Origin of the sequence: Candidatus Xiphinematobacter sp. Idaho Grape, from assembly GCF_001318295.1 — a bacterium.
GTDB lineage: Bacteria > Verrucomicrobiota > Verrucomicrobiia > Chthoniobacterales > Xiphinematobacteraceae > Xiphinematobacter.
In genome coordinates this window covers 496,536-522,841 of the sequence record NZ_CP012665.1, presented here as the reverse complement: position 1 = coordinate 522,841, position 26,306 = coordinate 496,536, and the positions used below count along the sequence as shown (strand labels likewise).

The 26,306-nt window shown below is 47.7% G+C and carries 23 protein-coding genes and 2 tRNA genes; 6 read left to right on the top strand and 19 right to left on the bottom strand.

Annotated features, from left to right (window positions below; translation table 11 throughout):
* Positions 1 to 475 precede the first annotated feature (475 nt).
* The 4 genes from AMD24_RS02405 to tsaE all read right to left on the bottom strand — a co-directional run bounded on the left by AMD24_RS02405 (position 476) and on the right by tsaE (position 2,889).
* Positions 476 to 724, bottom strand: coding sequence for a hypothetical protein (locus AMD24_RS02405; RefSeq protein WP_148565181.1), 249 nt, complete (start codon positions 722 to 724; stop codon positions 476 to 478).
* Positions 725 to 1,303: 579 nt separating this feature from the next.
* Complete coding sequence (locus tag AMD24_RS04410) at positions 1,304 to 1,516, bottom strand: hypothetical protein (protein ID WP_062100505.1); 213 nt, start codon at positions 1,514 to 1,516, stop codon at positions 1,304 to 1,306.
* Positions 1,517 to 1,852: 336 nt separating this feature from the next.
* A complete protein-coding gene (gene tsaB, locus AMD24_RS02390; RefSeq protein WP_082383019.1) occupies positions 1,853 to 2,494 on the bottom strand; it encodes a tRNA (adenosine(37)-N6)-threonylcarbamoyltransferase complex dimerization subunit type 1 TsaB in 642 nt (213 codons plus the stop codon).
* Entirely contained in the window at positions 2,467 to 2,889 is a 423-nt protein-coding gene (tsaE, locus tag AMD24_RS02385; protein ID WP_062100502.1) for a tRNA (adenosine(37)-N6)-threonylcarbamoyltransferase complex ATPase subunit type 1 TsaE, read from the bottom strand. Before tsaE ends, tsaB begins: the two co-directional genes overlap by 28 nt.
* An 80-nt stretch (positions 2,890 to 2,969) precedes the next feature.
* On the opposite strand from tsaE, the gene AMD24_RS02380 reads away from it, so the two are divergent.
* Positions 2,970 to 4,589, top strand: coding sequence for a glucose-6-phosphate isomerase (locus AMD24_RS02380; protein WP_062100501.1), 1,620 nt, complete (start codon positions 2,970 to 2,972; stop codon positions 4,587 to 4,589).
* Positions 4,590 to 4,601: 12 nt separating this feature from the next.
* A complete protein-coding gene (locus AMD24_RS02375; protein WP_158404362.1) occupies positions 4,602 to 4,991 on the top strand; it encodes a hypothetical protein in 390 nt (129 codons plus the stop codon).
* 297 nt (positions 4,992 to 5,288) lie between these two features.
* On the opposite strand, the gene leuD is transcribed toward AMD24_RS02375, so the two are convergent.
* The 5 genes from leuD to AMD24_RS02350 form a co-directional block, all read right to left on the bottom strand.
* The gene (leuD, locus tag AMD24_RS02370) at positions 5,289 to 5,915 is read right to left on the bottom strand and encodes a 3-isopropylmalate dehydratase small subunit (protein ID WP_062100499.1); all 627 of its coding nucleotides are present in this window, start codon (positions 5,913 to 5,915) and stop codon (positions 5,289 to 5,291) included.
* Positions 5,916 to 5,945: 30 nt separating this feature from the next.
* Positions 5,946 to 7,349, bottom strand: coding sequence for a 3-isopropylmalate dehydratase large subunit (leuC, locus tag AMD24_RS02365; protein ID WP_062100498.1), 1,404 nt, complete (start codon positions 7,347 to 7,349; stop codon positions 5,946 to 5,948).
* A 554-nt stretch (positions 7,350 to 7,903) separates the two neighbouring features.
* Positions 7,904 to 8,863, bottom strand: a complete 960-nt coding sequence (lgt, locus tag AMD24_RS02360) for a prolipoprotein diacylglyceryl transferase (RefSeq protein WP_062100497.1) — start codon at positions 8,861 to 8,863, stop codon at positions 7,904 to 7,906.
* A gap of 6 nt (positions 8,864 to 8,869) precedes the next feature.
* A complete protein-coding gene (gene ppdK, locus AMD24_RS02355; protein ID WP_082383018.1) occupies positions 8,870 to 11,722 on the bottom strand; it encodes a pyruvate, phosphate dikinase in 2,853 nt (950 codons plus the stop codon).
* Positions 11,723 to 11,885: 163 nt separating this feature from the next.
* A complete protein-coding gene (locus tag AMD24_RS02350) occupies positions 11,886 to 12,131 on the bottom strand; it encodes a DNA-binding protein (RefSeq protein ID WP_235503169.1) in 246 nt (81 codons plus the stop codon).
* Positions 12,132 to 12,403: 272 nt separating this feature from the next.
* Between AMD24_RS02350 and AMD24_RS02345 the strand changes: the two genes are divergently transcribed.
* Positions 12,404 to 12,474 (top strand) — tRNA-Gly (locus AMD24_RS02345).
* Between the two features lie 384 nt (positions 12,475 to 12,858).
* On the opposite strand, the gene AMD24_RS02340 is transcribed toward AMD24_RS02345, so the two are convergent.
* The 4 genes from AMD24_RS02340 to AMD24_RS02325 all read right to left on the bottom strand — a co-directional run bounded on the left by AMD24_RS02340 (position 12,859) and on the right by AMD24_RS02325 (position 16,902).
* On the bottom strand, positions 12,859 to 13,299 hold the full coding sequence (locus AMD24_RS02340; RefSeq protein WP_062100496.1) for a thioredoxin family protein: 441 nt from the start codon (positions 13,297 to 13,299) through the stop codon (positions 12,859 to 12,861).
* Between the two features lie 158 nt (positions 13,300 to 13,457).
* Entirely contained in the window at positions 13,458 to 14,438 is a 981-nt protein-coding gene (tsaD, locus tag AMD24_RS02335; RefSeq protein ID WP_062100495.1) for a tRNA (adenosine(37)-N6)-threonylcarbamoyltransferase complex transferase subunit TsaD, read from the bottom strand.
* A 592-nt stretch (positions 14,439 to 15,030) separates the two neighbouring features.
* Positions 15,031 to 15,720 (bottom strand): biotin--[acetyl-CoA-carboxylase] ligase, encoded by a 690-nt coding sequence (locus tag AMD24_RS02330; protein ID WP_062100494.1) that lies wholly within the window; start codon positions 15,718 to 15,720, stop codon positions 15,031 to 15,033.
* Between the two features lie 12 nt (positions 15,721 to 15,732).
* Entirely contained in the window at positions 15,733 to 16,902 is a 1,170-nt protein-coding gene (locus tag AMD24_RS02325; protein WP_148565179.1) for a ribonuclease D, read from the bottom strand.
* A 560-nt stretch (positions 16,903 to 17,462) separates the two neighbouring features.
* Between AMD24_RS02325 and AMD24_RS02320 the strand changes: the two genes are divergently transcribed.
* The gene (locus tag AMD24_RS02320; RefSeq protein WP_062100492.1) at positions 17,463 to 18,188 is read left to right on the top strand and encodes a zinc ribbon domain-containing protein; all 726 of its coding nucleotides are present in this window, start codon (positions 17,463 to 17,465) and stop codon (positions 18,186 to 18,188) included.
* On the opposite strand, the gene AMD24_RS02315 is transcribed toward AMD24_RS02320, so the two are convergent.
* Entirely contained in the window at positions 18,180 to 18,701 is a 522-nt protein-coding gene (locus AMD24_RS02315; protein WP_235503168.1) for an adenylyltransferase/cytidyltransferase family protein, read from the bottom strand. The genes AMD24_RS02320 and AMD24_RS02315 overlap by 9 nt on opposite strands.
* Before the next feature lie 95 nt (positions 18,702 to 18,796).
* Here AMD24_RS02315 and AMD24_RS02310 point away from each other — a divergent pair, with 95 nt between their 5' ends.
* Positions 18,797 to 19,513: a VTT domain-containing protein gene (locus AMD24_RS02310; RefSeq protein WP_062100490.1), complete on the top strand. Its 717-nt coding sequence runs from the start codon at positions 18,797 to 18,799 to the stop codon at positions 19,511 to 19,513.
* 367 nt (positions 19,514 to 19,880) lie between these two features.
* On the opposite strand, the gene trxA is transcribed toward AMD24_RS02310, so the two are convergent.
* Both trxA and AMD24_RS02300 read right to left on the bottom strand, forming a co-directional pair.
* Complete coding sequence (trxA, locus tag AMD24_RS02305; protein WP_235503167.1) at positions 19,881 to 20,225, bottom strand: thioredoxin; 345 nt, start codon at positions 20,223 to 20,225, stop codon at positions 19,881 to 19,883.
* Between the two features lie 62 nt (positions 20,226 to 20,287).
* Positions 20,288 to 21,052 (bottom strand): 16S rRNA (uracil(1498)-N(3))-methyltransferase, encoded by a 765-nt coding sequence (locus tag AMD24_RS02300; protein ID WP_062100489.1) that lies wholly within the window; start codon positions 21,050 to 21,052, stop codon positions 20,288 to 20,290.
* 297 nt (positions 21,053 to 21,349) lie between these two features.
* Between AMD24_RS02300 and dnaX the strand changes: the two genes are divergently transcribed.
* Complete coding sequence (gene dnaX / locus AMD24_RS02295) at positions 21,350 to 22,978, top strand: DNA polymerase III subunit gamma/tau (RefSeq protein ID WP_062100488.1); 1,629 nt, start codon at positions 21,350 to 21,352, stop codon at positions 22,976 to 22,978.
* Positions 22,979 to 23,437: 459 nt separating this feature from the next.
* On the opposite strand, the gene AMD24_RS02290 is transcribed toward dnaX, so the two are convergent.
* The 3 genes from AMD24_RS02290 to obgE form a co-directional block, all read right to left on the bottom strand.
* Positions 23,438 to 23,511 (bottom strand) — tRNA-Arg (locus AMD24_RS02290).
* 79 nt (positions 23,512 to 23,590) lie between these two features.
* Positions 23,591 to 24,907 carry an FtsX-like permease family protein gene (locus AMD24_RS02285; RefSeq protein WP_062100487.1) on the bottom strand — a complete coding sequence of 439 codons (1,317 nt, stop codon included), beginning with the start codon at positions 24,905 to 24,907 and terminating at the stop codon, positions 23,591 to 23,593.
* 346 nt (positions 24,908 to 25,253) lie between these two features.
* Complete coding sequence (gene obgE / locus AMD24_RS02275; protein ID WP_062100485.1) at positions 25,254 to 26,303, bottom strand: GTPase ObgE; 1,050 nt, start codon at positions 26,301 to 26,303, stop codon at positions 25,254 to 25,256.
* Positions 26,304 to 26,306: the final 3 nt, after the last annotated feature.

Below are 26,306 nucleotides of genomic sequence, written 5' to 3'. Positions count from 1 at the left end.
TTTATCAGCCAAGTATGTACACATCCTTACGTGGCCAGTTTAGCGTGACTCTTGGAGATACTCCTATTCTTAGGGCATCTAAGTAAGCAGCTAGAAATAACTTTCTTTTTAATAGCTTTCTTTTTCCTTTCACAAGGGGTTGCAATTGTCGTGAGTTTTACTTGTAGTCCTGGACTACTGCGCTCCTAACTAGGCTGCGAATTGCGATGTGCATTTTTGTGTACTCCTAGTGAGGAAGTGTGTCCTGTTAGTCTAAGTATTTGTCGGTCCACAGCCTTTGCATGTCAGCATGCAACCAAATTCTTTCACTGGGAGTTGTTCCGTTTGATATGCAGAAACTCTAGCAAGCTTCCCGAAATTTTGAAAAAAGCGTTGTAATGTTCGCGGAGGAGACCCCGGACTAGCTCCGACCGATGCGTGCGTCCAGCCGGAGTTCCTCAACGGTGAGTGCTTTGCTACTCGTCTCAGCAGGTTGTTACAACCCAAATCTGTAAGTCGCCTTTAATTTTTCCGCGCTTCTTTTCACACCACCATCTTCTGTATATTCTCCATTGTCTTTACCATCGTGTCTCTCTGCACTCCGCCAAAACATAGTGGCAAACACTTTGGCGATCAGCGGTGCTGCAATTATGAATCCACAGTGAAAGGCGCTGTCGCCTGCTTCTCCTTCAGAGATTGCTGCAAGGCGTGCCGAGGACAGTTTGTAGGTGGGAGAAACCAACACACCAGGCGAAAGCTCGTTCCTCGGACTTGGTCCCTGGCCTCCATTAAGCTCTATCCCCATTTAGCAGCAACCGTGGTAACTTTAAACCTGTGCTTGGCGTGCCGTGCCGGTTTGTACCCTCCTGTTATCTCCGCAAGCGCAGCCCTTACAAACCCGACAAATCCCTCTCGGGATGTCAAAACGCCCCCCTAGACACAATCTTGATAGGCATTTACAATCTGATTGTCGATGGTCTGCACCTGCTTACTAGCCGAGCTCTGAGCAAGGGTAACGACTGAAACAGCTCCTGTTTTTGGAACGACCTGGTAAAACCAGGCGGTGCAAGACTAGACCAAAGCTTCGAAGAAATCCAGCGTTCCAGCGTCATACTTTTTCCAGTTGTGAAAGGCAGAACTTCCAACTCTAAAGGCGCTTGGACAATCGAAACGGCTGTGTGCAAGGCAATGGAGTTATTGAAAAGTGCTGGCGAGGCCTGTTACCGCTTTAAAAGTGGAACCAGGAGGATAAACTGCATGAAAGGCCCTTGGCAACATGGAGTGGAAGGGATGTTGAGATAAGGCTTTGGCCGCCCCTCACTTTCTAGGGAGATGAAACCTCCATTTCCACTGTAAGGATACGGATAGAAAGGGGAGCTTCTTTCCCCACACAACCAAACACTATACTAGCTGCTAATAACCTGCCATGTGGATAATAGGATCCTGGTTTATAGGTCGCAGCCACCAATCTGGGAGCTACCATTCCACTTAGGACAGTAAATTTCTGCAGGCTGCAAAGTCCTCTTGCTATGCTCAACGGGAAATGCTGTGCCTTTTGTAACACTCAAGAATGTCCTTTCCAGAAAGGATGTGTTGCTTAGCAAATGCAAGTACCTCTTCGTCAGTCTGACTAAAGAGCACGGGGAATCTGACAGCTAAATTATGACTGACTTTAACCTGTGTTAGCGGGATGCCGTCGCGGTCAGCGATTTGCCCACGTCGCGTGGGGATCTGCACTCTTGACAAGTGCGTTGTGAGTCTCGTGAAGCAGGAACCGCTGTCTTTCCTGCAACCACCGGGGTGCCCTACTAGGTTTAGGAACTTTTAAAGGAAAGGGACTTTTTAAGTGACCTACCAACCAGTTATGTCTTAGTTAAAAGATAAATTGAGAAGAGGTAGACTGAGTAGTGTGTGGGGGTTTCAGGTAGAGGGGGGAAGGCCCTTGCTCTGAAGTCGGGTACTCTTCCGCAAGAAAGGCCAATTTCCCAGCACTGGGAGCAAGCACACGTAGCTCTGGAAGCGCTGGAACTGGAGCGGCTGCATAGACAGGATCCTTACAAGTTTGGCTCCAAATGTAGAGCTTCCTTTGAAACTCTGTATGAGACAAGAGCTGAAGGTTTTCTAGATGTCTCCCAGAAACAGCACCGAAGAATAACGACCCTCCCCGCGCATCTCCGACAACCGCATAGCGCTCTGTAAGGGACTCTATCCCAAGAATGGAAGGGATACCACACAAGGGAATCCTCCAGGCAATTTTTAAACCCGTAGCCAGGGAAATAGCAGCCCGAATCCCATTGTAAGTACCCGGTCCAATTCCAACAGCAATGCGGTGCACACGCCCCTCTCTCTTTATTATCTGTTCTAAGGTGCGACACAAAACTTCCACACCGCCTCTGGGATGTACAAAGCGTTCTATCAACAAGAGCTTGCCCTCCTGCCGGATAGCTATGCTCCCTTGGTGAGTCGAAGTTTCTATGGCCAATACTTTCAAGGTGTGTGCGAAAAGGCAATACATCGCCCCCCATTTTTTAAAATCCTAAACAGAATAGTTCGTGTACCAGAGGGCAAGAGTGCAGGGAACTTACTTCCCCATTCAATGGCAAGTATGGCCTGGTCCAGGTAATCACTAAATCCTAACTCCTCTACTGCTTTCTCACAATCTAGGCGAAAGAAATCAAAGTGGACCAAGAAGAGACGACCACCCTCATATTCATGAATTAAGGGGAAGGTGGGACTTGTCACTTCTCCGAAAAATCCTAGTCCCCGAGCTAACCCCTTAACAAACTGAGTTTTTCCAGCCCCCATGGGTCCTTCTAGACAGAGCACACTGCCAGTGGAGAGCTTCGCCGCAAGAGCCTCACCCACTGTTTGAGTTTCTGCTTCGGACAGAGTAAAGAATTCCCTTTCCATGCGTTTTACGTTTGCCAAGAAGTATCTCTCCAGTTAACGGGTTTGGTCTGCAAATTCCATCTTTCATTTTGCTATGCTCTATGAGCGCAATGTCCCTCTGGACTAGGTTCCAGGAATACTTTCTACGCTATGAAGATTCGGGTTTTTCTTTGGACATCAGCCGTATGGGTTTTTCGGAGGATTTTTTGCCTAGTATGCAAAGCCGTGCAAAACAAGCTCTTTTGTCTATGGAGGAATTAGAAAGAGGGAATATCGCTAACCAAGATGAAAACCGTATGGTAGGCCATTACTGGTTGAGAGATCCTGGTCTTGCCCCCACTGCAGAGTTACGTATGGGCATTGCCAATGCCCTGGATACTGTTCTCAAATTTTCTGCTGATGTTCACCTTGGCACCGTACGCGGGGTTACCGGGAAAAAGTTTACGGATGTACTCTCTATTGGAATTGGAGGTTCCGCTCTTGGTCCACAACTCGTGTCCGATGCCCTAGGAAACGCACAAGATCCCCTATCGGTTCACTTTCTGGATAATACAGATCCAGATGGCTTCGCAAGGGTACTGGCAAAGCTCTCTGGTAAGTTGGATGCTACTCTTGTTGTAGTGATCTCGAAATCCGGGAACACTAAAGAACCCCATAATGGATTGCTGACAGTCCAACATGCCTTCAAGCAAGCCGGAATTTCCCCCTTCAATAAACACTTCGTGGCAGTCACTGAGGTCGATAGTACGCTAGATTCCATTGCTAGGGCAGAAGGTTGGCTGAGACGTTTTCCTATACATAGTTGGGTGGGTGGGCGTACTTCTGTTATGAGTGCAGGGGGATTAGTCCCCATGTCCCTCCAAGGGCTAGATGTCGCCTCCTTTCTAAGGGGTGCTAGAACCATGGATATGAGGACGCGTCATTCGGATTTACGCAAAAATGCAGCACTACTCCTGGCGCTAATGTGGTACTACGCTAGGGAAAAAAGGGGAAAAGGGGATATGGTCATCCTGCCTTACAAAGACCGCTTGCTCTTATTGAGTCGTTATCTTCAGCAACTGATCATGGAATCCCTAGGAAAAGAACGCGATCTAGATGGTGGGCTTGTTCACCAGGGTATTTCTGTTTATGGAAACAAGGGTTCCACGGATCAGCATACCTATGTTCAGCAACTTCTAGATGGAGTAGATAATTTTTTTGTCACTTTTATTGAGGTTCGACAAGTAGCCTCTTTCCAAGAACTAGAGGTCGAGCCTGGTATTACTAGTGGTGACTACTTACAGGGCTTTCTTCGGGGAACTCGCAGTGCGCTCTGTGAAAAGGGACGGGATTCCCTCACGATTAGCATCAATCAACTCAATGCTTCTTCCCTTGGGGCTCTGATTGCTCTCTATGAGCGAGCGGTAGGTTTTTATGGTTCCCTAACTCACATCAACGCCTATCACCAACCTGGTGTCGAGGCTGGAAAACGAGCGGCTTTTCATGTTCTTGAATTACAGAAAAAAATCCTTACGTTCCTCCAGACCCATTCTGGACTCCCTATGAACGCCGAGAAGATTGCACAGAATATAGGAGGAGATGCAGAAGAAACTTTTCATATTCTCCAACATCTGGCAGCTAATCGATCCGCAAATATTTCCCACTCTCTAGGTCAACAGCCATCGGAGGATCATTTCTCCTGGAAATGTCCGTCTACTTTAGAAAAAAGAACCCAAGAATAGACCTTGGGGATGATGGGGATTCCAGTTTGCCGGATTTGCCGGACGGTGCAAAAAAACAGAGAGTATAGGATTTTCCTACTTGCCAACGCTTTCGCATCATTTTTCTCGTCTCTCGCTAGCCTTGTTGTTTGGCTGACAGTCGAAAAACTAGCCTGGGAGAGAAGACACATATTGGGACTTTCTACTTTTGTTGCGAATATGACCGGTAATTCAAAGGCTGTGGAGGCTGTTCGGGGGCTGTGTCATGTGTACTTAGAGGAGAGAGGAAAACATATAGCCGATACCTTGGATGGGGTTTTTTTGTTACAGCTTTGCAAGAGGGACACTTCCCGAAGTGTGATTGGCAATTGGGAACGTGTTTCTTCCGTGCTTGCACAACAGAAGGATCCTTCCCTCCGTTAGGAGGGGGATGGGGAACATACCAAAAGATCCTCCATGAGGCATGTGATCTTTTCTTTTTCTGCAACCACCCAACAGCTAACTAGAGTCTGCATACCATAGAATCATTCCAACAAAGAGACTCAGCTTATAGCCAGAAGAAGTCGCCTGCTGTTGAGACTCTCCTAAGGGCAACTTATCAAGCTTCACAGAGTTTGTTCAAACTCTGCCGCTAAGCCGCCAAAGTTACGCAAACTTTGGGCAAACCCACTCCCATATGTAGCCTTTCCTATCTCTAGAAAGGACCGCGCTCTGACACCCTTATGTATGTGTGCCAGGCTTCGTTGCCGGCCTAAAAAAGCTGACTTTTTCTGCAAGCTTTTGGGTTAATGAAATACCTTCTAGAAGATCAACAATAGGGTCCCATTTGCCTTGGATGAATGCCTCTCGTGCATGTTCAGGAAGGCTCCCGTGAAAAACCTGCTCTCCTATAACTACTCTGCTAGAAGCAATATCAACAATAAATTCGGATAGCGGATTTGTCGCTGAAAACTCAGTTAGTATATCCAGCGCCTCTGCTGATAGAGAGAGGCATGGCATACCTAACATGGTTGCATTACCGAAGAAAATCTCTGCGTAACTTTCTGCTAAAATCGCCCGAAATCCGTGACGATAAAGAGCCTGGGGAGCATGCTCCCTAGAGCTCCCGCAGCCAAAGTTGGAACCACTAATGAGAATGCTAGAATTCTTATGCTGAGGGTCGTTGAGTGGGTGAAGCTTTGCAGTACCATCTTTCCTAAATCTCTCGTCATAAAATGCATACTGCCCCAATCCATCGAAAGTTACGCACTTTAAAAAACGTGCGGGAATAATGCGATCTGTGTCCACATCGTTGCTAGGAATGCTAACTGCTTTTCCAGTTACGGTGAGAATCTTCTGCAGAGCCATAGATAAGAAAATTGACAGTGTGCAGTCTCTTTACCGAATTGAAAATATCTCCCGAGCATCACTAATCTCACCTCTTATGGCTGCCGCTGCTACCATAAGTGGGCTCATTAACACAGTCCTCCCGTTTGGACTACCCTGGCGGCCCTTAAAGTTGCGATTACTGGAACTTGCACAAAGCTGACTGCCGGAAAGCTTATCAGGGTTCATTGCCAGACACATAGAACACCCAGCCCCACGCCATTCAAACCCGGCTTCTCGAAATATTTCCGCCACGCCTAACTCTTCGGCTGCTGCTGCCACTCTTTGTGAACCGGGAACAACAATGGCCTTAACTCCCGATTTCACCCTATGGCCTTTAAGGTGGCGTGCTACCTCTTGGAGATCCGTCAGTCTCCCATTGGTACAACTGCCTAAAAAGGCGACATCCACCTTGGTTCCTTTAATAGGTAGTCCAGCTTTCAACTGCATGTGTTGCAATGCTTCTCGAGCAGCAGCACGGTCTTTGGTGGACAGCTCCTCCGGAGCTGGAACTCTTTCTTCGATAGAAATGGACTGTCCAGGATGGATTCCCCATGTCACCGTTGGAAGTATTTCTTCCGCTTGAAAGCTAACCATGTCATCGTAGCTGGCGTCTGGGTCTGAGGAGAATGACTCCCACTGTGTCACTGCAGCGACCCACTGCTGTAGCGGAGGAGCAAATGGTTTCCCTTTTAGGTAGGCAAACGTAGTGGAATCTGGGTTGACATAGCCAACGCGTGCTCCACCCTCAATGGACATGTTGCATACAGTCATCCGCTCCTCTTGATTGAAGAAGTCGAAAGTGCTACCGCCGTATTCATATGCAAAACCAATACCTCCATTGACACCTAATTTGCGGATAATATGGAGAATCACGTCTTTGGCATAAACGCCAGCAGCCAATTTACCCTCTACGTTAACACGACGTACTCTAGGCTTGTGCAGGGCGATAGTTTGTGTAGCCAAGACGTCCCGTACTTGGCTAGTTCCAATACCGAAGGCAATTGCTCCAAATGCCCCATGGGTAGAAGTATGAGAATCGCCGCAGGCGATGGTAATGCCAGGTTGGGTAATCCCCTCTTCAGGGCCAATGACGTGCACAATACCTTGACGTCCAGTCGAGGTATCAAAAAACTGGATTCCAAACTCAGCACAATTTGTTCTTAAAGCGCGAATCATCTCTTCTGCTAGAGGATCAGGAAAGAGTGCTACGGTGGTAGGAACAATATGATCCACGGTTGCAAATGTGCGGTCTGGATAAAGCACCTTTAATCCAAGGTCCCGCAGCATCCCAAACGCCTGAGGACTTGTTACCTCATGGATAAGGTGAGCACCAATGAAGATCTGCGTCTGCCCATTGGGTAACGGGCGAACGGTATACGCTTCCCATACTTTATCTAACAAGGTCTTTTTCATTAGGGACAATAAAGGTAACTAGTCTCCCTCCTCATGCTATGCAAGCGAACTAATTTGGTGAAGGATCTCCGAGTTCAACAACGTAACTTTACCGGGTATGTAGTGCACTCTTCCCATCCAGAACGCTGAGACTTGAATCAAAACATTTTGTAGAAATTCGCCACCCATGTGTGCCACATCCCTCTGGGCAGGAGGGGATTAAGCAATCCACCATGCCTCACAGTGGAGGAATGTTAGTCAATAGTCAATATTAGGATCCTCCGCCTGCGGTATTCTGTGGGAAGAGCTCCTCCAAAAGGAGGGCGGCCAAGGTGCTGACTTGAAGATTTACAAGTAAGGCTTCCTTTGCTGTACGGACAATGCTTCTAAAGTTGGGGCCCATTAGTCGTATTTTCATGGACAACACTCGTTACCCACAGCAGAGGCGTAACCAGACTGGCGTTCATGATGTGGATTATTTCTACTTTCCGCTCCAGCAAATGGCAAGCTCCACCAGTGTTGCTTTGTTTTTGAGGATACGAACTGATTCCTATGAGGTATGTCCCGTTTTGTATTCAGGAGCTTTTGTGAAAGAATGTAGGGTAACGGTGTGCAAAAATTGCCACTAGACTGAAAATGATCCCAGGAGGGATAAAAAAAAGAGAGAAGAACTGTCCGCGCGACATCCCTATAATGAGCGGTGCATCAGGCTCACGAAAAGACTCTGCTAGGAAGCGAAAGGATGCATAAAGCAGGAAAAACAGGCCCGCCGACAAACCATCAGGAAGCCGGAAACGGGTGCGCAATGACCATAGAACAGTAAAAAGCACTATTCCCTCTAGTAGAGCTTCATAGAGTTGGGATGGATGTCTAGGAGTGAGGATTCGGCCTAGAAAGCAGCGTAATTCCGACGAGGTGGTAACGCTAGAAATAAGAGTATCCAAGGAAGAAAAATCTGGTCGGATTTTAGAGGCTTGCACGAGAATTGACCGAATTTTTTGTGGATTACTGCAGTAAAGGAGTTCTCGGGGGAATTGGACTGCCCAAGGGACCTCGGTGGCTTTTCCAAAGAGTTCGCCGTTGACGAAGTTTGCACAACGTCCAAAAAAGATCCCTACAGGAGCTACCACCGCCATATTATCACCTGTACTAAGAAGGGACATCTTGCACTTTCTAGTGTAGATAGCGATGGCTATCGCAGCGCCTGCTATACCTCCATGGCTGGCCATACCACCTTGCCAAATTGCAAAGAACGTCCAAGGTTTAGAAAGGAAGGAAGATATCTCATAGAGGAACAGGTATCCAAGCCGCCCCCCAATGAGCACTCCTAATGCACACCATAGAAAGATGAGCTTCCCTACCTGATCAGGTTGCATGTTGGAATACCCGTGATGAGCCAACCATCGATAGAGCCAAAATGCGCAGAGAAACCCCAGTGCATAAGAAAGACCGTAATAACGGATTCCAAAACCATGCCAGGAGATAAAGAATGGGCTTAGATCATGGATGTAGTAACCGAGAAGAGGCTCCCACACTTTTCCTTATCTTGCTCCCAAAGCGGCTTGGGCTGCAGCAATCCTGGCAATTGGAACGCGGAATGGACTACAGCTTACATAAGTGAGTCCTAGATGATAACAGTATCTCACGCTGTTTGGGTCTCCTCCATGTTCACCACAAACACCGAGCTTAATGCCAGGATGTGTTCTGCGAGCCCCTTCAATGGCTATTTCCATAAGGCGCCCGACCCCCTCTTGATCGATGCTAGCAAAAGGGTTCCCAGGCAGGATTTCCCTTTCCATGTAAGCCGGCAGGAAAGAGCCAGCATCATCTCGGCTCATACCAAGGCTTGTCTGGGTAAGATCATTCGTACCAAAGCTAAAGAAGTCAGCCTCTCCTGCAATTGCACTGGCTATCAACGCTGCTCTGGGAACTTCAATCATTGTTCCAATGAGATAATTAAACTTCGTTTGAAGTCTCCTGGCAACATCCTTGGCTACTTGCTGCACAAGGTCTTTCTGTATTTTAAATTCCTTGGAGAATCCAACTAATGGAACCATGATTTCCAAGTGTACCTTAATACCCTCCTTCTGTACCAACGCTGCCGCTTCGAACACAGCGCATGCCTGCATCTCAGAAATTTCTGGATACACCATACCTAGGCGACACCCACGCAGCCCCAGCATAGGATTAAACTCATGCAACTCCTGAACGCGCTTTATGAGCGTCTCCACTGGGATATTCAGACTGTCCGCTAGGCTCTTCTGTTGCAAAGAGTCATGCGGAAGAAATTCATGAAGAGGAGGATCTAATAAACGAATGGTAGCTGGCAAACCTCTTAGCGCACGGAAAATACCAACAAAGTCCTCCCTCTGATAGGGTAGCAGTTTTTCCAAAGCAGTACGGCGCTCTTCCGGGCTAGCAGCAAGAACCATCTCTCGCATGGCATCAATTCGGTTCCCTTCGAAGAACATGTGCTCAGTACGGCACAAACCCACGCCTTGGGCTCCAAATGCAATGGCATTGGCTACTTGTTCAGGAGTATCTGCATTCGCACGGATGCGCAGCTTGCTGTATTTGTTTGCCCAACCCATAAGGAGAGCAAAGTTTTTGTAGATTTTGGAACGAGAAGGTTCCAGCGTCCTATTGACGAGTACTTGAACTACCTCGGAAGGAGAGGTCCTAACTTCACCGGCAAAAACCTCCCCGGTTGTTCCGTCGATAGAAATAAAATCACCTTCCCTTAAGGTGATCTTTCCTGTAGCGATAGTCTTCGTGCGGTAATCAATGCGAAGCATGCAGGCGCCGCAAACGCAGACTTTGCCCATTTGGCGTGCTACCAAGGCCGCGTGTGAGGATACTCCACCTCTGGCAGTAAGAATGCCTTCTGCTGCAATCATGCCCCTTAGATCCTCAGGAGAGGTTTCTACACGAACCAGAAGAGCTTTTTCTCCTTTCTGAGAAAAAGTGACTGCATCTTCTGCCTGGAAGAAGATATGGCCACTGGCGGCGCCTGGTCCTGCAGGGAGCCCTGTAGCAATTAATTGAGCTTTCTCCTTAGAGGCTGGATCAAAGATGGGAGCAAGCACATGACTCAGCGAGTCAGCAGGAATACGCAGGAGAGCTTCTTCTTTGGTGATTAAGCGTTCTTTCACCATTTCCGCCGCAATCCTTACTGCAGCGGTCCCAGTCCTTTTTCCGCTGCGCGTTTGGAGGATATAAAGCCGATTCTCTTCAATGGTAAACTCCAAGTCTTGCATATCCCTAAAGTGCTTCTCCAGAATATGGCGTACAGCCAGTAGTTGACGATAAGTGGTTGGCATTTCCTTCTGCAACTGAGACACTGGTTGCGGGGTGCGCACCCCGGCCACTACATCTTCTCCCTGCGCGTTGATGAGATACTCTCCGTAGAAGGCCTCTTCTCCAGTAGCGGGATTACGAGTAAAGACAACCCCGGTGGCGCTAGTTTCTCCCATGTTGCCAAACACCATGGCCTGCACATTCACTGCCGTACCCCATTCATGGGGAATACCATATTTTCGGCGGTAGACAGTCGCACGATCGTTTTGCCAAGAACGAAAAACTGCGCTAATGGCCCCCCAAAGTTGTTCCAAGGGCTCTTGTGGGAAACTTTTTCCACTCCGTTCCTCAATTAAAGCCTTGAAAGAAGCTACCAGCTTTTTGAGATCCCTTACAGAGAACTCGTCATCTTTTTCGATCCCAACTTCTTGTTTGAGTGCATTGATTACCTCCTCAAAAGGATCATGGTGTTCGCCCATATGGCGCTGTACACCCATGACTACATCTCCATACATCTGGAGAAAACGGCGGTAAGCGTCCCACGCAAATCGAGGGCTACCAGTCTTAGCAGCTATAACCTCCACAGTCTCATCATTTATTCCAAGGTTGAGGATGGTATCCATCATACCTGGCATCGAATCTCGAGCGCCGGAGCGGACAGAGAGAAGTAGCGGGCTTTCTGCGTCGCCTAACCTCTTCCCAACCGATTTTTCGGTTTTTGACAGTGCTGCTCGAAGCTGACTTTCTAGAGCTCTTGGGTACACGTATCCGTGCTTGTAGTAATAGGTACAGACCTCAGTCGAAATGGTAAAACCGGGTGGGACAGGAAGTCCAATTCTCGTCATCTCCGCAAGATTTGCCCCCTTTCCACCTAGTGAAGCACGGAGGCTACCGTTACCATCTGCTTTGCCGTCCCCAAAGGAAAAAACGTACTTCCTCCCCCCTAGTTTGCTTGAAGTACGAAGTGAAACTGTTGGCCCGGTAGGCAACGGCGTTGCCTTCCCAACGAGTAATCTTTCTGCACGCAACTTCCTCTCTCCATCGGCTCTGGTAAAAAAGGACTCCGCGCTGTTCTTAGTGACTGTTTTTTTGGACATGATAACGGGAAATTAACTACAAGACACCACCCCACCTATCAACGGAGGCGTCCACAACGCACCGAACCCGAAATACCTGGCGCCGTCACCTAGGCCTCCCAGGTTTTCCTCCGCTTCTAATTCCATCCACCATCGGCTCAGCATGTAAGAAGCCACAAGGAATTCAATTTTTTTCAGCCGGCAATAGGAAATTGGAAAGAAGCTGTCTCAGATGTTGGCCAAATTCCTCTAGACCAGTACTCGGAATAATGACAGAGTTCCTCCTCCCATGCGCTTCCTCAGTGATCTTCAGAAAACGCCCCCGATCGTTCTCTCGAAACTCAATAAAGAAGTGCTTCCTCTCAACCTGTAGCTCCCTCGACTCAAGAATGTTATCCATTATAGCCACCGTCAGCGCCATTCCACTCATATCCCACACAGTTGTTTCCTAGCGAAACCCCCGGCCTGGTGGAAACATCCACGAGCGCAACGCTACACCTAAACTCGTTTCAAAGTCAACTTTTTGCTTTAAAAAAAGTCTAGTTTTTTTTCATCCTCCCATGCGCTTCTTTCTCAGTTCCAGGTTTTGGACGTTTCGACCCATACTTTGAGCGACCGCGCATGGCTTTAGCCTTGCTTAGCCAGGTATGTTTTTTGTATTGAGTCCCTTCGTAAGGCTGTGGTAGGCAAGGTCTTTACACTGCGGGTGTGGTTCAATGGTAGAACGGTGGCTTCCCAAGCCTCAAGTGAGGGTTCGATTCCCTTCACCCGCTTTTCCTGTCTACTTACTACCCCTTCCTCGGGTGTTTTGTTTCCAACTGAAATACCTAGTCTGCTACGGGATGTGGTTAGGTCCAAAGGGGGTTTGGTCCTAGGACTCCATTCAATTTGGCTAGCATCTGTTCTCTTATTTATTCCTCTCAGGATTCCCTCAGGGAATGATGACTTCCTCTGCTCTATCCGTTAAGGCTGAACATTGGACGCAACAAAAGAAACCAAAACTATTATCCCTAGTTGGTGTTAAATATTTTGGAAAATTAATGGAACCTTCCAGGAGCGGAGTCCTAATCAGGCAGAACTGGCAGGTAGATTGATGGGAAAATCACAACCCTACCTCCAGCCGTTCCTCCTTCGCCGTCTTACCCCCCCCTACTGCCTCACAATAGGGGTGCGTGTATCCACCGCCTTATTTCCGCTACTCCCCCTTCCATGTAACCTGTCCGCTCCTTTAACTTTTTTCCATTGCAATCAAGAAGCACAAGGGTCGGAAATTCCTCAACGCAGTACCCCCTTCTCAGTTTTTTATTTTGCTCCAGCACCCTCCTTGGAAGAGACCCGCTTTGAGGAAAGTCCACTTCGACTAAGACCAGATGCTTCTCAGCAAGCCGAATAAATTCAGGCTGGTCAAAAACCTCTTTCTTAAGGCGTATACACCATCCACACCAGTCTGAACCTGTGAAGTTTAGCAGAACCTGCTTGTGCTCTGTCCTTGCCTGCTTGAGAGCCTTTCTATAATCCGTCTGCCATTCTTCTCTAAACTTGGCATGGAGGGTTGTTGCAAGAGAGGCTATGAGGAAGACAAGAAGATATCTCTTCATACGAGCTTACAGGCTATCCGCTCTGGTGCCGGAATACTTACACAGTATCCTGTGATCCAGGGGGGTCCTTAGCCTACGAGAGCCGAAAAATCAAGCTGGAAAAAGTCCCCCTCCCGACTTTTCTAGGTTTTCTAGGTATGGTGTTTGTGGGAGGGGGGTTATTGGCGTTTATGAGCCGCAGTGAAGGCGATCATGAGGGCGTTGTCGGTCTGTAGTTCAGGGCCCGCCACACGGAGTGAAATGCCAGCATCAGCACAAGCATCCTTCATCTTAGTTTGAAGTCTGCTATTGGAACTTACCCCTCCGCTTACAGTAATCAGTGAATGCCGATAGACACAAGCAGCATGGAGAGTTTTTGTAACTAAGATGTCTACCACTGCCTCCTGGAAGGAGGCACAGAGGTCTGGAAGACTTATTCGACTACTTTTCTTTTCTAGAAAGGATCGCACAGCTGTCTTAAGGCCGCTAAAGCTGAAATCCCAATCTCCTGAATGCAACATACTTCGAGGGAATGCGTAGGAGGAAGCATCCCCGCGCTTGGCAAGTGCATCGATCCTAGCACCTCCTGGGTAGGAGAGCCCCAAGAACTTTGCCACCTTGTCAAAGGCTTCACCTGCAGCATCATCCCGAGTACCCCCAAGAAGCTTGTAGCGCTCAAACCCTTGAATATCAAATAATAAGGTATGTCCACCACTGACGACCAGGGCAATGTGAGGCTCAATACGTTCTTCTCCAAAAAATGGAGAAAGAAGATGCCCTTCGATATGGTTGATGGGAACGAATGGCCGACCAGCTCCAAGTGCTAGCCCACGGGTAAGAGAAGTCCCAACAATTAATGCTGATGGTAGTCCCGGGGCAGCAGTCGCTGCATATAAATCCACTTCTTTCAAGGACACTGTTGATTCATAAAACGCCCGTTCTATTAAGAGTGGCAGAACATCCAAATGACTGCGGGAAGCAATCTCAGGCACTACCCCTCCGTACCGAGCATGAATACTCGCTTGAGAAGCTATGTCACTAAAAAGCACCTCACCAAAACCTCGGAGAAGAGCAACTGCCGTTTCATCACAAGAAGTTTCTATAGCTAGAATTGTTCTGGAAGCACAGTCAACAGGAACAGAAGAGACATTGAGGCTCAAGGAATATTAGGGATTTCTGCACCGAACGAGAGAGGAACCTCCTAGCATAGACAGAAGGTCTATGTCTATGGAATAAAATGAGGACAAAATGAACAGCATGCTGGAGCGGCAGTAACAGCCACGTATCGGCGGATAATTGTTCAGCCAGCCTTGGGAAGTTGTTTCCTCTGTGCACCGGGACGTTTGAAGGATTGCCCTCTCCCAATAAATATTACACGAAATCGATTTCTTGACGCGGTTGCCCCTGATTACTTCTAGTCCAGCTTGTTCTTACATAACCTAGTAAATGTCGCTTTTGGCAGCTTCACTTCCCGCAAGCTACCACTTTGATAAAACTACCTCTCTATCTCTATTAGCTCCATGCCCTTCCCAGGTGAGCCGCATCATCCGGGAACAGACATTCGAACGGGAACAGTCTAAATTCCAGACTGGACCGCCTGTGCTTGTATCCTCCCAGACAGAAAGATCAACCCTCTTTCTCTATATTACCTGCCAACATAAATATGGGAGAAATACACTCTACTATATGGGGAAACTTCCAAGAGACCCGCTACTGAAAGGGAACAAAGGGAACAAAGAAAAGAAGTTACGCCTAGCAAATTTCCTTGTTAGGGGAAATATCCTTATATCCTTTCCACTGTGGCCAGGTCTCATACAGGGACTGAATTGCAGGAAAGTGGTCCGCTAGGCGAGCATAGAGATGGTCTAACTCAGTAAGCAGAACTAGGGCAATCTGAGTACGGTCATGAAGAGTACCAGTTTCTTCCCGTAAAGAGGTTGCAACATCTTGAAGCTCTATGGGAAAATCGCTGTGGTGCTGATTGACATTAATCCCAATACCCACTACGGCAAAAAAGCGCTCTCCTGTGCGTGCTTCAATCAAAAGTCCACAGACCTTCCCTTTGGAAAGGTACAGGTCGTTCGGTAGTTTCAAAGCAACCTCCAACCCGAGTAAGTGGCGGATAGAGGAAGCGACAGCAATTACAGCAAACGGGGTCAAACAGGTAACCTGCGCTGGAGAGAATGAAGGACGCAGCAACAGGGAACACCAAATGCCACAGCATGACGCAGAATGCCAGCCTTTCCCAAAGCGTCCTCGACCGGCGCTTTGAGACTCTGCTATGGCAACACATCCATCTGGCTCCCCACTTTCCCCCCATTTTAAAGCCACATCATTAGTGGAAGAAACCTGATCAAACACATAAATTTTGTGTCCAATAGAGCGCCCTGAATAGCTTCTCTTGAGAAGTCCGACATCAAGTGGAATCAGGAAACCGCTCACGTAAAGATAGCCCTACCTAAGCTGAAGCAAGCGCTTTTGCCAATCCATAAGACCAGAAAGATTTTTCTGGAAAGCGATTGATTCCAAGATGCTTCTTGGTGCAATAATCGCTGGATCCAGCTTTTCCTCCCTAGCAATTTCATCACGCAACCTTTTTAGTCGACCAAACTCTTCTACCGCCTGCTTACTTGGAAGATACCTGGTTGGCTTATCCTGTAAGGGCCAGTAATCTTCTGGAATCTGGAGAGCTCTAGCAAGAGTTTGCCTAAAGCGCTTGCGACGAGAAGATGAAAATCGGGGAGGAGAAGAAAAGACGCCTTTTGTTGCCGATTCTGCAATCTTCAGCATATCTTCATTACTCATGACATAAAATGGGGGACGGTTCCATTCACGAGCTTCTACCTCCCTCCAATTCCAAAGTTCTCGCAGCACCGCTTGAGCATAAGGCTGTAGAGCTGCTGAACCTGCAATACGCCAAGCTCTGTTCGGATCTCTTTCTTTGTGAGTTTTAGTCAGGCGGAACATACGTTCCAAAGATTGGCGTAGCCACTCCTGGCGTCCCAGGCGAACAATTTCTGCCTCTAAAATCCCTGCCAGAGGTAAAAGGAATTTTGTATCGTTTGCCGCATATTCTATCATTTGTTGCGGCAATGGGCGCAACGCCCAATTTGCCCTCTGGGAAGCTTTAGAAAGCTTTACACCAAAAAAACGTTCCACTAAAGCTGCAAGTCCCAACTGGCTGTAACCTAGGAGGCGTGCAGCAATCATAGTATCAAAAATCTCATGTGGGCTGAACTCCCCATAGCGCGCTAGCAGCCTTAAGTCGTAGTCCGCTCCATGAAAAACCACTCTCTTGTTGAGAAGACCCTTGAAAAGTAATTTCAACTCTACCTCAGACAGGGGATCTATTAACACCGTTGCTGAATTTGTACTGATCTGAATCAGACACAATTTCTCAAAATAGCAGTGCAGACTATCGGCTTCCGTATCTAAGGCGATATCTAGCAGAGAGGAAATATCGGAAAGGAACTCCATTAGCCCTGAATTAGATTCAATCAAGACTTGGTAGTTCTCTGTACAAGAACGAACTTGTGGAAGGATCGTGGTATGCGTGTTGGCGACAGAAGATAGCACTGCCTCTTTCTTTACGCTGTAAATCTGTGATTGAACATCATGTTTCACTACAAAAGTACGGATATGGTTCTGGATAAGACTTTTTGCCCCTAGCGGATTTATAGAGAGAAACAAGCTTTTTTCTTACGGAACAGTGGGGCTGACTATAGGATCCCTACTTGCCCAGGTCAATTTTCTGATTAAGTGCGATCTGCCTTAAGATTTCCGGAAGAAAAAAGCGCTGCACATATACTGACTGCTTGCGGAGTAGATCGAGACGCTTACGCAGCCTTAGCAAGTTTTCGTCCCTGGCTTCCTAAAGAGCTTAAACTTACTCTTGGTGTTAGCGATAGCTGAAAAACTAAAGGGGAGAATGCGAGGCTGGGTGTAAACGATGTAGTCAGGTATCCTAGAAGCATTTTGCTGCCACTTACAACCAAATGGTAGTAATCTCCCTCATAGGGACGGTTTCTTCGGGGAGCTTTTCCCAACACCTGCCTGGGAAGCAGGGTATACACGTCCCTCCTAAAAGAAAAGCGGAACTGGGAATCCTAATCCTTATTCCAGAATAAATTGCTGTGGGGCAACTTGGAGTCCCCAGTTTCTCCCTGTCAAAATTGAATCTACCGATGATCCCAGAAATCAGAAAATTACTTATTCTTCAACATTCCGACCAAAAACTACGCACACTTCGTCTAGAACTAGTATCTATCCCTGCACAAAGGCTTGCCAGTGAGACAGCCTTTGCAAAGGCATCTACACAATTAAGTCATATCAAAACCCATTCACGGGAAATTGACTTGGAAGCGAATCGTTTAGAACTTGATGTACAAGCCAAAAGAGCTGCTATTGCCCGTTACAAACAGCACCAACTTCAAGCTCGCAAAAACGAGGAATATGTAGCACTAAGTCACGAAATTTTGGTAGCTGAGGCGGCAATCCTCAAAATCGAAGAACGTCAACTTGAACTTATGGAAGAAGCTGAAAAGAGTCATCTTCTCTTGAAGGCAGCTCAAAAAAACCATACCGACGAACGCAAAAAGTTAGAGACTCAGCTGTCAAAACTGGCCATTCGCATAGCCACACTTGAAGTTAACGTTCGCGAGTTGGAAGCTGCGCATGTCAGATTGAGCGCAGGTATTGACGTTGACCTTCTCGATCAATATTCCAGACTTTTTAAAAGTAAAAATGGTCAGGCTGTGGTGCCTATAGAACATGATGTCTGCTCGGGCTGTCATATGAAGGCTACTCCGCAGATAATCGTTCTTGTGAAGTCTGAAAAATCCATTACACACTGCTTGCAGTGTGGATGCATTCTTTACTTACCTCAGTTGTATGATCCATCCTTACCGTAATCGGCCAATAAGGGACGTCGTCGAATAGCCAAGAGTCGGTGGTATAAACCGAATTTCAGCGCCCACCTCAACAAGAGCGGTAGCTTCTTCTGGGTCTAATGTGTCTACAGTATAGTCTCCTCCCTTTGCATATAAAACTGGACGTACTTTTTGAATAACCTGAGTCGCCCGTAAAGAATCGAAGATTGTAACACAGTCCACGCACCTTATAGCTGCCAAGATTTCCGCTCGGTTTTCTTGGCTATTTACTGGACGTTCTGCCCCCTTTAGGCTCCTAATGGAGGCGTCTGAATTTACTGCTACCAGCAAAACGTCACCTAGGCTTCTAGCATGCTGTAAGTAGCGCACATGGCCGACGTGTAAGAGGTCAAAGCAGCCATTTGTTAGAACAAGACGTGCCCCCTGACGATGCACATTCTCAGCAAAGGCCACTAGGTTTTCTGGGGAAAGTATCACGGCTATCGTTGATAGTGTGGAGAGCCATCCTCCACAGGGCAAGATAGGATCATTCAAAAATGGGTAAGCAGAAGTAGATTAAGCAAGAGCGGGCATCTGTATAAAGTTTACTGTTACCTTCCTTGCTAGTTTATGCCTGCCGATGTTCCGATATGGAAGCTGCCATCTCCTACATTTACAGCATTGTTGAACATCTACTCAAAATAGATTACTACTTGGAGCACCTCCGCAGTCACTATGGATTTTGGACCTATGCTTTCCTCTTCTCCATTGTTTTTTTTGAGACCGGGTTGATAATTACTCCCTTCTTACCTGGAGATGTACTGCTTTTTACCGTTGGGACCCTCGCTGCTCGTAACTATTTTAGCGTCAGGCTCTGCATTGCTCTGCTCACCATAGCAGCTTTTATCGGCGGCGCAGTGAACTACAGCGTTGGAAAGCAGTTTGGGATGTCTTTCTTCAGGAGAGGTGCCACCTCCCCAAGGGGAAAATATCTATGGAGTGCGACAACGTTCTTTGCAAAGCATGGTGGAAAAGCTGTAGTTATCTCACGGTTTTTACCCATCCTTCGTACCATGGTTCCCTTTGTAGCCGGGATGGGAAAAATGCATTATCAGAGGTTCTTACTCTTTAATGCTGCTGGGGCCATCGCATGGGTTACCTCCACGATACTTGCTGGGTGGATTTTTGGAAACATTCCCCTTGTTAGGAAGAACTTTGAAATTGTAGTCATTGGCATTTTCACTCTTTCTACCATCCCTCTTGCCTGGAAAGCCTTGCCGCGCTGGCATCGGCTGTGTTCTTTTCCCCAGAAACCCCCGTCAAAAACTCGATCGGTCAAGTCAGTGGCTCAGAATTCCAAAAAGTAGCTTTCTCCCAAGATCGTACCACACAGAGGCCCTTAAGGAGAGCGTGCAGGGAAAACAAAGGAGGGCCCTGCCACAGTTTGGGCCTTTGAAACCACCAAGACTATCCTAGGACTAGAGTTTAAAATTGAGGAATGCATGTGCAAAGCATGAGAAACGCTGGCCAGACAGGGCAGCATACGCATTCCAGCCAAAGACTGCTGGCTAAACAGAGCGAAGAGAACTTGCTGTTGCTGTACGGGGGGCTTTAATATACCCCGTAGAAACTACGGAGAGACCCCTCTGAGGGGGGGTTTTTGGGGGGGGAGAAAACCGCGTATACCATCATCTTCGAGTCCTACAGCGACAGAAAGCAAACCCGCCGCCATACCTACGGGTCGGCAGCAAGAATGACGGCATCCAGCTTAGAGAGCAGGGCCGCCTTACTGATGTAGCCCACACTCCTGTCCCTGACCTCACCCTTCCGGAAAAAAAAGATCTGAGGAACAGCCTGTATATGAAACCGCTCAGCAACCCTTGGATTTTCATCGATATTCACTTTCCCTATAACCGCCTTTCCTTGAACTTGCAAGGCAATCTGACTGATTATTGGCTCGAGCATTCGGCATGGACCACACCATGGTGCCCAAAAATCCACTAAGACCGGCAAAGCTTCCTGAATAACCAGGCTCTCAAAGTTTGATTCCGTGATTGTAACGACCAAATCGTTTTGCATAAAGCTCCTCCATTAAAGTTGACACAACACCCCTCGCGGCCCCCAAAAATGGGAGCTCTCCTTTATTCATTGTAAGGTGAGCACAGACCCAGCTCGTGCGAAAGAACGCTCAGGCAGTATATCGCAGCGGTTTCAGTTCTCAACACAATAGGACCTAGCGTAACAGGTTGGCATCCTTCACCCTTGGCCAGAGCTATTTCTCCCAGTGTAAAATCCCCCTCAGGGCCTACAAGAATCGTAGCATGCCTCGGCTTACCATATTTCTGGAGGTAGCTAGCAAGAACCTCTTTGAGTCTGCAAGCATCCGGTTGAAGGGAAGCAATCAAAAGGAAATCCTTCGTGCCTATGGACTGAAGGAATTCCTCGAGAGAACTTGGCTGCAAAATATGTGGGAGCCAATTCCGACCGCACTGCTCGCATGCCCTGATGGCGATTCTCTCCCATCTAGACTGTTTTCTTTTCCCTTCTCTGGAATCTATCTGAACCACAGTTCTTTCGGAGATCAAGGGAGCAACACGAGCAGCACCCAACTCTACTGCTTTTTGAATAATCCAACCCATGCTCCTTGCCTTGGGGATTGCCTGCGCAAGGGTAATTTCTACAGGAGGGCGAGGTGTAAAGCTAAGGCGTGTAAGAGAACTCAGTAACACCTTATCTTTTTTGATGCAAGAAATGGTTACTTTTGCCTCACTTCCACGTCCGTTAAATACAGTAACGTGCTCCCCCACCGGAAGTCTCAATGTATTGAGACAGTGATGGGCTTCTAGCCCAGTAAGGGAGGGAGGGGAGTGCCGAAAAATTTCGGGAGGCAGGAAGAAACGATGCATCAAGCAGTATAGCGGTAAGAAAGTCGCAAGAAGGTAGCGTGTGGCTTCCCTGTCCTATAAAACCCTCACGGGAGATTTTCCAGTCTATTTTGCACTGAAGCGTGTAGGCCTACCTACCTACCTAATATGGGCTGGTCACATGACATACATATTGTAGTACTGAAGGCCGAGTAGTTTAGAGACTAATCCCTACCATGCTTCAATTATCCATTGAATTTCTTGCAGAAGAGCTGCTAGGGTGACACCCGCTCTTTTTGCGTCTTCCGCTTCCATGGTCCACTGCCTGCTTTTTATTCGGTGAGCTATCAGGTCTTTTCCAGAAAATATCGCCCGCAAACATTTACAGAACTCGTTGGGCAAGGATATGTTGTAAACACATTACGGAATGCTATACAGCTTCAGCGCCTCGCCCAAGCTTATCTTTTTGTTGGACCGCACGGCGTTGGAAAAACTTCTGTTGCTCGCGTTCTTGCCAAGGCCCTTAACTGCATAACAGGGCCCACAATAAACCCGTGCGGAGTCTGTGGTTCCTGCATAGAAATTGCAGAAAGCCGCTCGCTGGATGTATTGGAAATTGATGGAGCAAGTAATAATGGTGTGGAAAATGTCCGAGAACTCCGTGAGGGTGTTTCCTTTTCTCCTGTGCGAGGTCCTTTCAAGGTCTACATCATCGATGAGGTACATATGCTTTCCTCTGGGGCATTCAACGCATTGCTAAAGACCGTGGAAGAACCTCCTTCACATGTGAAGTTTATCCTTGCCACGACAGAAGTTCATAAGATGCCTCCTACCATCATTAGTCGGTGTCAACGTTTTGATTTGAGGCGTATCCCAGCACAACTGATCACTACCCATTTAAAAACTATCGCTTCCAGGGAAAAAATTGATGTAGAGGAAGAGGCCCTAAAGGCTATTGCTGCTGCTGCGGAAGGGAGTTTGCGAGACGCTGAGTCTATGTTAGACCAAGCAGTTGCCTTTTGTAATAACCGGGTTACTGAGTCCGATGTTTTATCGATTTTTGGACTGACATCCAGTCATACGATCGTTGATCTTTCATCTTTAGTCCTCCACAGGAGAACTAAAGAAGCACTAGAACTAACTGCTGACCAAGCGGATCGAGGTTGCTCGCTCTCTCATCTGCTTGAAAGCTGGATTGTGTGGCTACGCAATGTACTCATTCAACAAGTGACACCAGATTCCTCCACACACCCAGCTGCCCAGGAGCAAGCATTGTGTGTACAGCAGGGCAAGCTCCTTGAGCTGCTTGATCTCTTGGCAGAAGAGCAATCTCGCATGAAGTGGGCCATCGATACTCAGCTGCAAATGGATATCGCTATTATCAAAGCAGCACATTTGCTCGAGCGAGCTAGCTTAGATGATGTGCTAACTACCCTCACCGCCCTATCTGGAGAGACAACCATTTCTCACCCTCCTAGTACACTTTCTTGCTCGAAAAGACCTGAAGAAAAAAGTGCCCATCTGCCTAGTGAAGGTGTTCCCTGTGTGGAGAAGGACGGGTCCGACACCACGCAGCAACCTAGCAATGCTCAGGTCATTTGGGGAACAGTTGTTGCAGAGGTGATGAAGCAGGGATCTATTAAATTTCGTTGGTTAGAAGAGGGTCGGGCCATTTCCTTCGAAGGAAACACATTACATGTGTGCTTCCCAAGGCCTTTTAGGGCACAATTCGATTCCATCTTTTGGGCAGACATCCAGCCTATACTAGAGAAACACCTTTCAAAAATAAGAGGAGTCCCTACTCGTCTTGCTGTTGAACTATTGGAAGGTTTCTCTTCCCATAAAGAAGACATTCTACATCATACACAATCCCCAGCAGCCCCCCAAAACCCTGCGGCAGCTTTTAAAGATGATCCTCTGATTCGCAAGGCGCTAGAAGTTTTTAAGGGTACCCTTCAGGATATGTAGTATGAGGAACTTCGAAAACCTGGAAATCTGCTTTTTAGGAAAGCAGAGAAGGTCAAAAGCGTCCTTAGAGAGGCTCAGGCGAAAGATAAAGGGCTGTTTTTAGGAAACCTCTTCGGGCAGCGGTTCAAATTTTCCTCCAGAGGAACTAGAGGTCTTCCCTCCTCTGAAAATTCATCCCATTCCCACTAGCTTAGATGACATGGAGCTCCTTGAAAAAACTACACTCACTGCCTTAGGTAGGCCACAGAAGGGATATGCTATGCAACTAAAAGGAAATAAGGCCAAAAGGCTCCCAACCTATAGGACTCTATCCCCCCTCTCAGCAAGTTATTAGGTTCTTATTGTCCAAAACCTTACGACCTCCTAGCATGCTGGAAATTGTTGACTGAACCTTGGCGGAAGGAGGCCAACGCCGGTGGCTATATTGCTTGGACTAAACTCGTAAGTTTTAATTGTTAGCGCAGCCGCAGGGACTTGAACCCTGAACCTTCTGATCCGTAGTCAGATGCTCTGTCCAATTGAGCTACGGCTGCTGAGAAAATGGGTGACAGAGATACTAAGGAAGCCTGGACGTTTACTTATTGTGAAGCACGCCCTACACCTCCAAAGGCCTTATCCGTATCGCAAAGCCCTAGCTGGGTCAAGGCGCGCGGCAAACCAAGCAGGCAACACTGCAGCCAAAGCACAGATAAGGAATGCACTAATGCATATAGTACAAACGTCGGAGGCAATAACTTCCGCCGGGATTTCCGCAAACTGGTATATGTCCTTTGGAAAGACTTCAATGCCTAGCGTGGAAGTTACCCAACGGCTGACTTCATTACGGTAATGTATCAGGCACATTCCTAGGCCCAGCCCAGCCATAGTACCAAGCAGTCCAATTACCATGCCCTGCATAATGAACACTCCTACTACTTGCCACGTTTGTGCACCCAATGCCTTTAGAATTCCAATCTCACGTGTCTTCTGAACAGTGATGGTGATCAGAGTGTTCATAATACTGAAGGCGGCTACGAGAATAATGAACATGAGGAGAAAAAACATCACATTCCTCTCCATGCGAATGGCGTCAAAAAGCGCTCGGTTTTTTTCTATCCAAGTATCTATTCTGGCAGCAGTGGAAAAAGTATGTAGGAAGTCCTCCTTTACTTTTCCGGACTTATATGGATCGGAAATTTTAACAGCAAGGCCATGGACATTATCACCTAAATTATAGAGTTCTTGCCCAATATGGAGTGGGACAAGGACAAACTCGCTATCATAGAGGTAATGACCTGTTTGAAATATGCCGACCACGGTAAGGGACTTTGGACGGATTATATGCTGCAGTCTTTGCAAGAGGACGCTGTAACTACTTCCATGATTTTTTTGGTAGTGCGCGCGGTCAAGCTCGGAGAGGGCTGTATGCAGGCTAGCAGAGGAACAGACGGAAACCTTGTCCCCCACCTTAACACCAAGAGTATTGGCAAGTGCGAGGCCCAAAATAATATTGTTACCCATAAGGTTGAACCTCCCATTGCAAATTAGTTTACGTATGTTGGTAAGTATTAGGTCGAAATCATGGTGCATCCCGCGCATATTAGGGGCTATACACAAACGGTTGAACTCAACAATAACTGGCCCTTGAACATAAGGCGCAACACTCGTAACGTGCTCGCGGGGGAGTGCCCTTTTCGCAAGTTTGCGCCAGTCAGAGAGTGCTCCATGTGATGTAATAGTCAAGTGGGGCTCAAATCCGACGATTTTGCGGCGTAGCTCCAGCTCAAACCCTGCCATCACAGCAGTCACAAGAATGAGCACTGTCACACCGAGGGTAACTCCAGTAATTGAGATTGCGGTAATAACAGAGAGGAGTGCACGCCTGGGTTTGAGGTATCTTAGTGCAAGGAATAAAGCAAGCTGGAGTGCAGGAGGGATCGGAAGACTCATGGAAAAAAATAGGGGGGCTAGTTAACAAAATTTGCAGCAGGGCCCTTATGAGGTGTCTATAATACTCATAAGCTATGCTCAACCAAGCTTGATTAGGGGGGGTTCCAGTCCTGTGTCTTGTTCCTGGCTTTCAGAGTCAAAGGGGCTCCTTCTTTCTATAGGGCCGCTGAGGAGGGACCTCGTGAACAACGGAAACGCCTTGTTCACCTTATTTGACGACTTCCTGCACTCCTCAAAGTTTGTGGAAAAATCGTCTAGACTTGTGTTACGGTCTTTAAACTCTAGAACAGGGAAGGAGCGGGGGTTCATTACTGGCCTACCCACAGAAAATCGTATGCTGCACTTGTTAGGTCTCCAAAAAGGTAGTTAGGAGTTCCCTGACAAGACCGGAGTTTTTCCTGCTCGCCATAGATGTTGGTACGATGGGGATCTTGTGAAATTCTCTGCAGAAAACTTTTAAGTTGGTGTCAGCGCCTGGTAAGTCCATTTTATTTGCAATGATTGCCGAGGGCTTGGTGCCAAGCAGTGGATCATAGAGGCCTACTTCTTTGCGGAGAACACGAAAGTCTTTCAAGGGGTTTCTGCCGTCGCTGCCGGCCATATCAACGACAAAAAGGAGCACTTTGCAGCGTAGGATGTGACGTAAAAATGCGTGCCCTAGCCCCTTATTGGCGTGGGCGCCTTCTATTAATCCAGGGATGTCTGCCACAGTAATTTGATGATAGTCTGGGAGTTTGACGACACCTACCACTGGGTGTAGCGTCGTAAACGGATAGGAAGCTATCTTTGGGTGTGCAGAGGAGATACGAGAAAGCAAAGTAGATTTACCGGCGTTGGGATATCCTACCAAACCCGCAAATGCAATAGTACGCAGCTCCAAAACAAACCATCCCTCTTCACCAGAATGACCTTGTGTGTGCTGACGTGGAACCCGGTTGGTTGAAGACTTAAAGTACGCATTGCCCCTACCACCTCTTCCTCCCCTACAGAGAACAAACTTTTGCCCTTTCTCAGAAAGGTCGGCCACAGTGTCTAACTTGGTAAGATGAGCCCCCTTTCCACCAAGGAAGGGGCCCTCTTCTTCACCACTAGGGATAGGAGCCAGACGGTGTACAACGGTACCAAGCGGAACCTGCATTGTTCTGGGAGGAGCATTACACCCGCATTTGCTTTTTCCTTGACCATTTCCACCATCCATAGACCGAAGAAACGGCTCATAAAAGAGAGAAACCAAGCTGTTAGTATGCTCGTCGGCATAAAGGATGACATCCCCACCCTTCCCGCCATCCCCTCCATCTGGGCCTCCGTGGGGTACATATTTTTCTCGGCGAAAGCTGCAACAGCCTGTCCCACCGTCTCCTGCCTTTGCATAGATACGAATCTGGTCAATAAACACGGG